At 65.2% G+C, this 11,347-nt stretch carries 9 protein-coding genes; 7 read left to right on the top strand and 2 right to left on the bottom strand.

The features are described 5' to 3' along the window. Positions 1-2,193: 2,193 nt before the first annotated feature. On the bottom strand, positions 2,194-2,673 hold the full coding sequence (locus tag ACZYZ9_RS25950) for a hypothetical protein (protein ID WP_197419826.1): 480 nt from the start codon (positions 2,671-2,673) through the stop codon (positions 2,194-2,196). Between the two features lie 117 nt (positions 2,674-2,790). Between ACZYZ9_RS25950 and ACZYZ9_RS25945 the strand changes: the two genes are divergently transcribed. From ACZYZ9_RS25945 to ACZYZ9_RS25935, 3 genes are all read left to right on the top strand, one after another. Then, positions 2,791-3,363: a recombinase family protein gene (locus ACZYZ9_RS25945; protein WP_353936080.1), complete on the top strand. Its 573-nt coding sequence runs from the start codon at positions 2,791-2,793 to the stop codon at positions 3,361-3,363. Then, a complete protein-coding gene (locus ACZYZ9_RS25940; protein WP_156452505.1) occupies positions 3,356-3,544 on the top strand; it encodes a hypothetical protein in 189 nt (62 codons plus the stop codon). The genes ACZYZ9_RS25945 and ACZYZ9_RS25940 overlap by 8 nt, the downstream gene beginning before the upstream one ends. A gap of 143 nt (positions 3,545-3,687) precedes the next feature. Next, complete coding sequence (locus ACZYZ9_RS25935) at positions 3,688-4,077, top strand: recombinase family protein (RefSeq protein WP_288819900.1); 390 nt, start codon at positions 3,688-3,690, stop codon at positions 4,075-4,077. Between the two features lie 77 nt (positions 4,078-4,154). Here the strand turns inward: ACZYZ9_RS25935 and ACZYZ9_RS25930 are convergent, their stop codons facing one another. Next, a complete protein-coding gene (locus ACZYZ9_RS25930; protein ID WP_063892828.1) occupies positions 4,155-4,733 on the bottom strand; it encodes a hypothetical protein in 579 nt (192 codons plus the stop codon). 108 nt (positions 4,734-4,841) lie between these two features. Between ACZYZ9_RS25930 and ACZYZ9_RS25925 the strand changes: the two genes are divergently transcribed. The 4 genes from ACZYZ9_RS25925 to mobF all read left to right on the top strand — a co-directional run bounded on the left by ACZYZ9_RS25925 (position 4,842) and on the right by mobF (position 11,347). Further along, positions 4,842-5,450, top strand: coding sequence for a ParA family protein (locus ACZYZ9_RS25925; protein WP_055577144.1), 609 nt, complete (start codon positions 4,842-4,844; stop codon positions 5,448-5,450). 1,019 nt (positions 5,451-6,469) lie between these two features. Further along, complete coding sequence (locus ACZYZ9_RS25920) at positions 6,470-6,673, top strand: hypothetical protein (RefSeq protein WP_055577142.1); 204 nt, start codon at positions 6,470-6,472, stop codon at positions 6,671-6,673. 287 nt (positions 6,674-6,960) lie between these two features. Further along, positions 6,961-8,322, top strand: a complete 1,362-nt coding sequence (locus ACZYZ9_RS25915) for a helix-turn-helix domain-containing protein (protein ID WP_463829026.1) — start codon at positions 6,961-6,963, stop codon at positions 8,320-8,322. 172 nt (positions 8,323-8,494) lie between these two features. Beyond that, the gene (gene mobF, locus ACZYZ9_RS25910; protein WP_463829025.1) at positions 8,495-11,347 is read left to right on the top strand and encodes a MobF family relaxase; all 2,853 of its coding nucleotides are present in this window, start codon (positions 8,495-8,497) and stop codon (positions 11,345-11,347) included.

The raw sequence follows: 11,347 nt of genomic DNA, 5'->3' as shown, positions 1-11,347 counted from the left end.
CCGTGCGGAATGTAACCAAATCCTTCGTTGGACATGAACACGGTCTCGGTCGCTGAGCCGGACTCAGAGCGAAACACTCCTACCGCCCAATCGATCACCGGGTACAGCGCCGCATCGCCATCGCGGCGAAGTTGGATCGCTAAAGCCTTCGCAGCCAACAACTCTGGGGATTCGGTGGGGGCTCGTGTAGGGCGTGCGCTTCCAGCGCTCACGACCGGTGCCGGAACCAGCGCCGCCCCAGCGCCACCCACTCCGCCAGAAGCGACCGTGGGCACCCCCCCGCCAGACCCGCTGACCGGACCCGCAGGAGCTGTCACCGACGCTGAGCCTGCCGGCAGCCCAGGCGGCGCTGGCGGGGCACCCATACCCGGCGACGGCAACATCATCGGTGGAGCAGCACCCACCCCGCCGCCTGATCCGCCTGCGGCCGATATCGGCACGTGAGCACCCGGCATCCCGATACCACTCGCCGAGGCCGGTGCGGCCTGCCCTTCCGACAGGCCCGCAGCGGGCACACCACTCGCCGAACTCGCCCCCGGTCCCCCACCCGCCGACGTGGCCGCCGGCGGCGGCACAAAACTCCCACCGCCCGCCGAGGCCGCGGCCAACCCCTGTGTGAATGCCGTTGAAGGCTGGCCAACTCCGGGCGGCGCCGAAAGCCCAGCCGCAGTCGGCAATCCCGACGACAGCCCCCCACCTGCCGCGCCACCAGGCGCCTGCCCAAAACCTGATGTCAACGAAGACAGCGGATTCCCCGACCCAAGACCCCCCAATCCTCCCGAAGAGGGCATGCCCCCCAAACCCCCCGTCGGCATTCCACCGCCGCCGAGCCCGCCTCCCCCAACCGAAGGAGCTCTCCCGGAGCCGATCGGCACAGGAGGCGGCAGTGCAGGGCTCGACGACTCAATCGGGCCGCGCTGCTCTAATCCGTCAGGTAACGGTGATCTGCCAGGATCAGATGATGTGCCCTGCTGCTGTGGACCCTTTGCGCGGCGCTCAAGGCCACCTCGACCGCGCGGCTCTAGACCGTCTGGATCGGTTGCTGTATCTAGTGGTTGAGTCGGTGAGCGCGGCGCGGATGGTGATGGAGAGAGTGGCACCGGGGTTTGCCCAGCTACCGCGGTTAAGTACGGTGTCACCCCCTCCACAACTTGGGCGTGATGGCGACTCACCGCGGCCGTAAATTCAGCATGCGCTGCTGCCGCCCTAGCGCGCGCCGCATTGGTGATCGCTTGACGCGCCGCCGGCAGAAACGTTGCTGCTGCCAACTCTTCGCGTGCCTCGTGTTCGATCCTGTTTAAGCAGGTCGCCAAATCATGACCCAGCGTTGCTACCCGTGAAGCCGCCGTGGCGATGTCCCGGCGGATATCCGCGTGCTTGTCGTGGTCAGCCGCGTGCTGGCGATGGGCTGCAATGACGGCTTCTGCTGTAGCACCCTCGGTTGTCGCGGAAAGATGTTCGGCTGCAACACGGTAGGCCGCTGCTCGGGAAGCAGCGGCAGATATTCCATCGCTAAAGGCTGACGAAGCCCTAGATGCGTCCTCATGCGCGCTTGGCCAAAGCTCCGCCGGAATAATTTCATCCGTATGGTGTGGTTCGGTTGCTGCCATGGTTGTTATCCGCAGGCGGCCCTAATCTTCTTTGCTGCGACAGTTGAACGCTCTGCCGCTGCGTTAGCCACGGCATCGTCCTGGTGTTGTCCGTCCGCCGCCGCGGTATCGATTGCGGCCGTTAGGTATTCGCTGATCGGTGTCGCCACTTCAGGGGGCGTGGCGTTAGGTACGTGTTGCCTCACATAAGCAACTTGGATCGCAATGGCTGCTTCAGCCTGCGCCAATGCGTTCGCGGTGATCGGATCATCCCAGTTCGGTGGTGCAATGACGAAAGCATGTCGAGCTGCGTTAATGGCGCTCGCCGCCGCCGCCCAAGCGTCACACGCCTCTTTTTTCGCGGCGGCCGCCTGATCTCTACTCCCGGGGGGTGCATGTGTCGGCGTTTCCGACTGGCTAAGCGGAGTCGCTCTTGGCGGATAAGCCGACCGCACTAACGCCACCCCACCCATTACAGCTGCTACAACTGCCGTACCCAGGGCGGCAACCGCGAGCACAGAGCGCTGACGGCTGTATCTTCTTTGGGGTGAAAACGCCTCTCCGTAAGGTGGCGGCGGCACCGCCGTCGCTGACTGTGGCGGAGTCACACAATCTCCCCAAGATGGCAAGCATTTTCCGTATTCATCGCGGCTAGCTTGGCAAAACCCATCGCGGAATGATTCGAAAGTTCCGTCCCCCGCGTGTGTAATGAACTCGCGGCTCCAGCATCCGCCGCCGCCGCCCAGGCCAAGAGAGCCGCGACCGCGGAGTCGAAGGCATTCCCTGGCGTAGCGATTGCCATTGGCGTGGCTGACACAGGGTTTGCCGCCGCACGTTTCGTTATAGCCGTGGCTTCGACCGGATCGACGTGAAGCGGCGTGCCGTACTCCATGCGGCTCAGGGTAGAAGGAAGCAGTGACATTGCGCCACCACAGATCTTGCGATTCGGACGTACACCGCTCAGATAGTTGCCATCGTTCGCGGTTGAAGCGTCTTTGCGTCTCCAAAATGACCTATTGAGCGACAGGGTGAATACAGGATCTGCGACCTGGGAAAAAATGTCAGCCGGGTGTCCCAAAATCATGTCCCAGACCGCGAGGAACGGGGACACCCTTAAAGACACAGATGGCTCCCGCCCGGGCCGCAAGCGTCCCGGGCGGGCCTGAATGATCGTGCCCCGTCGATGAGGAAGGACTTGCCGGTGACGCTGCTGGGATACGCGCGAGTCTCGACGCTGCACCAGTCCCCCGACATGCAGGTGCAGGCGCTCACGGACGCTGGGGCCGAACGGATTTGGGCCGACCGCATGTCCGGTGTCCGCGACGACCGCCCCGAGTTGGCCGCGCTGCTCAGATACGCCCGCCGCGGTGACGTACTCATGGTGTGGAGACTCGACCGCCTCGGCCGCTCACTCCCCCACCTGCTCACCATCGCCAACGACTTGCAGGACCGCGGCGTCGAGCTCCGCTCACTCACCGAAGTCATCGACACCACCACTCCAGGTGGGCGGCTGATCTTCCACGTCTTCGGTGCCGTCGCCGAATTCGAGCGAGCCATCGCCGCCGAACGCACCGCCGCCGGAGTGGCAGCAGCCCGCGCCGCGGGCCGCCATCCTGGGCGGCCGGGACTCACGGCCGACATCATCACCGCCGTCCAGGCCCTAGACCAGGCTGGTACTCCTCGCGCTCAGATCGCGCGCACCCTCGACATATCCCGATCCAGCGTCTACCGCTGCCTCGACCAACCCACCAGATACGGTCCAGGTCATGGCTGAGAATCAGACTTTTATCCCCGCTCCTCCTGGATTGACCACCACCATGAAGGACGGCACGCAGTTGCCGATTGTGGCCTTCCGCGTCGAGGGATACGAACTCTTTCCGTACTACGTCGAAAGCGACGGAAGTAGCGGCCAGGTCGTTCCCGGCGCGACGGTGACCGCCGCATGGAATCCATAACCATCAGTCACCAGAGCTGCAACTTGCAGCATTGAAGAGGCTGGTGCAGAACGGATTTGGACGGATCAAATGTCGGGGCTGCGTGACGATCGCCCCGAGCTGGCCAGCCTCCTGGACTACGCCCGCCGCGGCGACGTTCTCACATGGTGTGCAGGCTGGACCGCCTCGGCCGCCCCCTGGCCCACCTGCTCACCATCGCCCAAGACCTGCAACGCAGCCGCGGCTTCGAGCTGCGTTCGCTCACCGAACCAGTGGACACCACCACCCCAGGCGGCCGACTTATCTTCCACGTCTTCGGCGCCGTCGCAGAGTTCGAACGCGCCATCGCTGCCGAACGCACCGCCGCCGGGGTAGCCATCGCCCGCGCCGCCGGCCGCCCCGGCCTCAGCAGTGACACCATCGCCGCTGCTGCTGCCCAACGAAGCAGGCACTCCCCGCGCCCAGATCGCCCGCACCCTGGGCATTTCCCGATCCAGCGGGTACCGGTCCCTAGGGTTGAACAATGCTTGCACTTTGCCTATAGTTGCTGGTGAAGCTGATGCATTGCGGTGTCATCAGAAGTGGACCCCAGGAGATCCTGCCGGAAGACAGGGCCTGGGGTTCTGCGTATTCAGGACTCGACTTCAAGCAGGGTCACCTTTGTTTCAATCAGGGCGTAATGCTCGGGGTCGCCGCTCCGCAGCTGCGTGACGGCCCCGCAGCACGCGTCGGGTATCCACAGCATTGGCTCAATGGGACCTCCGATGTGATCAAGATGCAGCTGCCCGCCAAGCACCCGCTTTCGACGCAGATAGTCCAGTGTCCGGTGATCCTGCTGGTCATCCTTGAGGCCGCGTGATTCCACGACGGCCCGGCCGACACCCAATGCCACCAACTCCGGCAGCAGCCGCTCCATGCAGAGCCGGCGCTGACGTTCGGGATGATCACCGCTATCGGGTCGTGACCGCACGACCACCAGATGCTCCACGTCCAGGCGGGCCACTGTCATCGCGATGGTGTGCTGGCGGCTGCGGTCCTCATCCCGCCAATGCAGCTTGCGATGCCTCTTGCCTACGAGCAGCGACCGCATCGCCTCACGCGCGGCCGCAGCTTTAGCGGCTTCGCTGATAACAGCACTAAGGATGTATGTACCGGGGTCAACGCGCTGATTGGACCCCGATTCATCAATCCAGGCATCAAACACACTCATGGGCGCAGACGGTAGCGGGCGGGGGTGCAAGCAAACCGTAGACACCTAGATATCCAGCAATCCATATTCCTGTATGTATGTATGGATGGCTGGGTGTATGGTTACTGCATGATTTGGTCACTCGTGCACACCAAGGGTGGGGTCGCCAAGACCACGACCGCGATGTTTTTGGCCGCCGCAGCGACCAGGCGCGGTACCCCCACGCGCGTTCTCGACGCCGACCCGCAGGGTTCGGCGACCTCCTGGGCGGAACGAGCGGCATCAGTGGATATGCCGCTTCCTTTCACGGTCACACCTGTGACAGCTGATGACCTCAGAGGACTAACTAGTACGCCCGATGAGCTCATCATGATCGACACCCCGCCGGGCACTGCGGCGGCGATCGACGCCGCGATCGACGCGGCTGACTTGGTGATCATTCCGTCCGGGCCGCGCGCGGCCGACATTGACCGCGTATGGCCCACGCTGGACATCACCGCGCACCGTCCCACCACCATCCTGTTGACGCTGGTCGATCTACGGAAAGTCGAGGCCACCGAGATACCGCTGGCACTGGCTGACGCAGGGGCACCCACTCTGCGCACCGTCGTGCGAGCGCGTACCGCCGTTGAGCGGTCATTCGGCCGGTGCATTCCACGCTATCTGGGTGATTACGCCGACGTATTCCAGGAGCTGACCACCGCGATGGCACCAGCACTCCAGGAGGTGGTGCAGTGAGCACCAAGCCGACCACAGCCGATCAAGTCCGGTCCTCGATCATCCGCCGGCCGGTATCTGCGGCTCCCAGTGCACGCGCGGCAGAAACCTTCCATCCCGTCTTGCCGGCGGCCGCGCCGGCAGATAAAACGCCACCGCAACGGACCACTGTCGTATACCCCCCCCAAGTGCGGCTCGGCCTCAAGTCGCACGCTGCAACTCGCGACACCACAGTGACCGAACTGGTGCGCGTCGCAATCACCGAAGGACTCACCGATGTGCCAGCGTTGGCGAAGTCGGCTGAACAATTTCACGGGGTCAGCGGCCGGCGGAGCACAGTGGACCTACCCGCTGACCTGCACAGAGCACTAAAAATAACTGCCGCTCAGCATGACACTAGCGTTCAGGCGCTGCTTCTTGCAGCCATCCACCGGACATACCCCGCCCTCACCGCTTGATATAGATAGACACACATCCAGCTATCAATCCATATACCTGTATGTATGGATTGATGGTTACGGTTGTCTCTGGCTATTGAGGAGGTCGGGCTCCCTTCCTCGCCGCAATTGTGGTGAACGTGGTGGTGCGAGCTGTCAAGGCCAGATGCCGCTGGCGCGGTCGACCCTAGGTCGAGCCTTGACAGCCCGCGCCACCACGCACAAGCGCGGCCATTACGAAGGAAGCCATCACTTGCCCGCGCAAGACTATCCTTGGTCCACCCCAACACGCCGACGCTGACGAGCCGCGCGGCCTACTCAAGACTTACCCGCCACTGCGAAATCGCCAACCTGCGCACGGTGATCTGTGCCGCTGCGCTCCGCTGCCAGGGCCACATTGATCGTCGCGCACAGCCCCGCTCCAACCCCCACCCCCACCGCGGTCAAAGGCCCCGTGCTGGGGCTCAGCTTCCCCGGCCGCCAGGTGATACAACGCGGGCAAAAAGTCGGGGCAAATCTGCTGGCTGCTTGTGTCACAAAAGCATCACAGGACACTCGGCGTGTCGGGGGTCCGCTATCAGATAGCCATGTAAGGATCGCGCCATGGCTCAACCGCATAAAGGTCAGCGCAAACTCATCATGTGCCGCCCCGTTGAACAGGTATACGAGGAAGTCAAAGCCGAAGCCGCTGCGCGAGGCATCAGCATGTCCCAGCTCGTCGCCGACGTTCTGGCCTATCGCTATGACCTCAAGGATCTAGTGCGTGAGCTCAACAAGAAGCCGGAGGTTTTGCCCTTGGCGATGTGAATCCCGCCGCGCCCGGCAGCCCCTTCTTTCTTCATACCTTGCGCCCCGGCCGGGCAGATGCTGACAGCTGAATAGCGGTGTGGACGACTCGCTGAGATGACGAAGGCCCCGCGTGAGCGGGGCCCCCTGTCGGAAGGGTTTGAACCGAGTTGGCGCTCGGTTCCGGGTCCGCACCCGTTGCCCCTTGAAAGGGACGTGTCTTGCATGACTCGTCTCACGGTAGCGCATATCTGGGCGTGGTTCCAGATTTCGTTGCGTGCCGTGATCCACTTTCGTCCACACCGCGTGTGGACAGCTCGGCCGGTGCGTATCGCGGCTGTACCGCGGCGTGGCCGCGTCGCGGTGTCATCCGCACTACCGGGGTTGCCGAGGTGTTGGCGATCCGGCGCGGCCGGCGTCTGGCTGGCCGGAATATGCCGTGCCCGAGCGCGTTCGTCGCCCTCAATCTCGACGATCAGGCCTACGCCGGGGTGCCGTGTTGGAGCGCCGGCCCCACCGGCTGGGCGCACCTCACGGTGGCGGTGGCCTACGACCTGCGCTACCAGAACGTGCGGCCGCTGATGTGCAACGGGGGCATCGCCAAACCCACCCTGATCGTGATCGCCGCGGCCATGGCCCGCTACGCCGACTGGCGCACCGGGCGGGGCTGTCGGCCCACCAACGCCCAACTCGAACACGACACCGGCTATGACCAACGCACCATCCAACGCGCCCACGAATGCCTACGCCTGCTTGGGGTGGCCACAGAGATCCTGCGCGGCCGCCAACGCACCTACACCGAACGCATGGCGTCCTGGCGCATGGGCGATCGCCACCGCGGCTGGGCCTCGGTGTGGGCACTGCACGACAACGCCCACACCACCCGACTTGTGCACAGCTTGTCACCCCACCTGGAACGGTCCCCAGTAACCTCTCACCCCCCCAGTTTGGTCAAGCTGGTTACTACCCGCGCGGGCGCACAGGGCGCCCGGCAAAGCGGCGCTACGCGCCGCCGAGCACCCGACGAGGCAGGGCGGCGCCTCGCCGTGCGGTGGCGCGCTGATCCGCACGCCCCACCGTGGGCCCGCGCGTTCAGCGCCGGCAGTTGGGCCGCGATGCTGGCCGCGCCGGCGGCCGCTGGCTGGACACCGCGCGATCTGACCGCGCTGGTGAGTGAATGGCTAGGCATCGGGCGCTGCATCCCAGACAATCCGCCACGCCCGATCGCGCTACTGGGGTCGTTGCTGGCCTGGCACACCGCCCACAACACCCTGACTGCACGACCCACCGCGCTCGATGAAGCGCGCGAAGCCCACGAACGCGCCGCCGCGCAAGCGCGGGCGCGTACCGCGGCGCGCGAGCGCGCCGAACACGCCGCTGGCCGCGCCCGCGGCCAGGCCGCCGCCACCGGACCCGGACGTGCCGCGGCGTTCGCCGCGCTCGCGCTCGCCCAACGCGCGACCGCAGCGCGCCGAGCCGCAAGTACCGCAAGTACCGCGCATTCCGCCGCGTCTTGGCCAACATCGCCCTCCCGGGGCCGCCCCGGCGACACCTCCGTCAATATCCCGCTGATAGACCCGCCCGCGTTCGAATCTTTTGTGCTGAGCAAATATCGCTGTCACTTACCTCTGGCCCCTGTTCACGAGCAAAACCGTCCAATCAGCGCGTAACCCCTTTGCCTTCCCTGAGCCCGATTCCTAGTTCGTCTCCTGAAAAAGAATCATGTCAACTAAGAACAAGCCGCCAAAGAGATCAAGCAATTGGCACATTTGCACAATATTGTGCAAGACTAATGGTGGCGCGCCGGCGCGCCACAAGTGCGGTGGTCGAGGGGTGGGTTGAGTGCTGACGCTTTCGCGGATGAAGCAGTGGTCGATCGCCTATTACATCGAGACTGCGACAGCGGCTGAGGCGGCTACGGATGCGGCGCGGGCAAACGGTGGGTTGGGCGAGTACTACTCCGAGCACAACACACGGGCGCCGGTATGGGTGGTAGCAGGGGATGCCCGCGTCGCGGCCGATTTGGTGGGATTAACCGAGGCCGATCGGGTGGGTGGTCCGGCGGACTCGGCGGTGGTGGCGCGCTGGTTCGATGCGGGGGTCGCGCCCAACGGGGCGCGGGGGCGCAAGTTTTCCGCGTCGGACAATCATGGGTTTGATTTGACGTTTTGCGCGCCGAAGTCGGTGTCGTTGCTGCGCGCGTTCGGCACCGATGTGACACGCAAGGCAGTGGTCGATGCGCACGCGGCCGCAGTCAGTGAAGCGCTGGAGTATCTGCATGCGCACGCGGGATACACGCGGGTGCATAACAAAGTGACCGGCAAGAAGGACCTGGTGCGGTTGCCGGGGCTGGTGGCGGTGGCCTACCAGCATGAGACGAGCCGGGCCGGGGATCCGCATCTGCACACCCATGTGACGATGCCGAACAAACAGGCACGCGGTGACGGCAAGCTGGTGTCGATCGATTCCGATTCGTTGTTTCATGAAGCGCGGGCGGCCGGGATCATCTATCAGGCGACGTTGCGCCGTCAGCTGCATCACGCGCTCGGCATTGAGTGGGGGCCGGTGGATGTGGTCAGCGGGATGGCGGAGCTTGCCGGGGCCTCAGCGGCCACGATCGCGGCGTGGTCCCAGCGGGCCACCCAGTTGCGGGACTGGGCCGCCAACAATTTGGTGATCGTGGACGGGGCACCGACGCAGGGGCAGTTGGCGACGGCACAGAAATCCACCCGCCCGAAAAAACCCGAACACCTGTCGTGGGCTGAGCTGCGCGAGCAGTGGGCCGCCGATCCGCGTGATTTCACAATCAATATGGATGAGCAACGCGCGGCCGCGGCCGCCCGCCGCGAGACCGCCGCGGAGGATGCGGCGGTGTTTGATCGGCGCCGTCTGGCCGCGATCGCCGCAGACATCGACAAGGCGGCGTTCACGCGCGCGGACTTGATCGAGATCATCGGTGCGCAGCTGCCGATCGAGGTGGACGGTGATGGGCGTTCGGTGCGTGAGCAGCTTGAGGACGCCGCCGATTCGGTCGGGATGCGGATCAGCGCGCCACGGCAGGCCCATCACCGCGAAGGACACGAGCGCTACACGATCGACCAGGTGCTGGCCGAGGAACTGCTGCTGTTGCGCACCGTGGATGCCCACGATCAGCGTGCGGTGATCCCTATGGGAATGGGTGATGTCGCGGGGTTGTCGGCCGATCAGGGCCAGGCGGTGCGCAGTATCGCTGCGGCGCCGTGGCTGGTGTGCCCGTTGCTGGCGCCCGCCGGGGCCGGCAAAACCCATTCGCTGCACGCGTTGCACCGCGCCGCTCGCCGTGATCGACGGCAGGTGATGGTCCTGGCACCGACCGGGCGGGCGGTCGATGGGGCCTTGCAGCAGGGCGCCGGAGATGTCGGCTACACCGTTGATAAGGCACTGCTCGAACTGCGCGCGGGCCGCCTGCACTGGGATGCACGCACAGTGGTGGTCATCGATGAAGCCGCGATGGTCGGTAACGGTCAATTGCGCGAGGTGTTAGCAGCCACCACCGCGGCGGGGGCCAAAACCCTGCTGGTGGGAGATCCCTTCCAACTCGGTCCGGTCCGCAAACGCGGCGGCATGTTCGAACAACTCTGCACCGACCTGCCCTGGGCACAGCGGCTTTCCGAAGTGTGGCGGATGCATGACCCCCAGGAGCGCGAAGCCTCGCTGGCGTTACGCAACGGTGGACCAGCGCCGCTGCGCCGGGCCGTGGAGTGGTATCGCCGCCACGATCGGCTGCACTGCGGTGATGAAGTCACCATGGCCCAGGACGCCTATCGCGCCTACCTGACCGATCGCGACGCCGGTAACGACGCGTTACTCATCGCTGATACCTGGGAGCTGTGCGATCAACTGAACACCCGTATCCACGCGGTCACCGTGGATGCGCAGACACCGACCGTGACCGGCGCGCGCGGTCATCTGCTGGCTGAAGGTGACCTCATTGTCAGCCGGCGCAACGACACCACCAACGACATCAAGGTCTTTGACTACCGCGCCGGAGCCACCACACCCTCAAAGACCGCCGGGCCGGTGCGCAACGGGCAACGCTGGGAAGTGCTGGCCGTCGATCCCGACAATGTCCGGATCGCGGCGCGGCGCCTCGAGGACAACGCCCGCGTCGTCTTCCACGGCGACTACCTACGCCAGCACGTCCATCACGGCTACGCGCTGACCCTGCAAGCCTGCCAAGGGCAGACCGCGGACACTTGCACCCAACTGATCAAGACCACCGCTGATCGCGGCACCCTCTACATGGGCGCCACCCGCGGCCGCGACACCAACCGCATCATGATCTACGACAAAATCGGCGCCGAAGCCGACCACGAACACGGCGAACCCACCCCCGGTGTGCACGTGGCACGCCGCGGCACGAGCGCTGACGCTGCGCGCCTGATGCGCACCATCACCAGCCGCAACGACCGCGCCCGCACCGCCCATGACGTCGCCGCCGAGGTCGACACCCACCACCTACCCGAGCGGGTCGCCTCCCTGATCGCCGAACGCGCCCAGGCCGTGCCTCGCCGCCGCGCCGCCTACCAGCAGTGGACCAACACCGCACTGGACCGCGACCTCGAACGCCAGCAACGCATCCAACGCGTCTGGGACCTCCACCGGCGACGCAGCCAATCCCGCAGCATCAACGAGGGCCACGGCCTCGACCTATAA

Source organism: Mycobacterium sp. IDUB_28, assembly GCF_055419285.1.
This window is presented reverse-complemented; position numbering and strand designations above follow the sequence as displayed.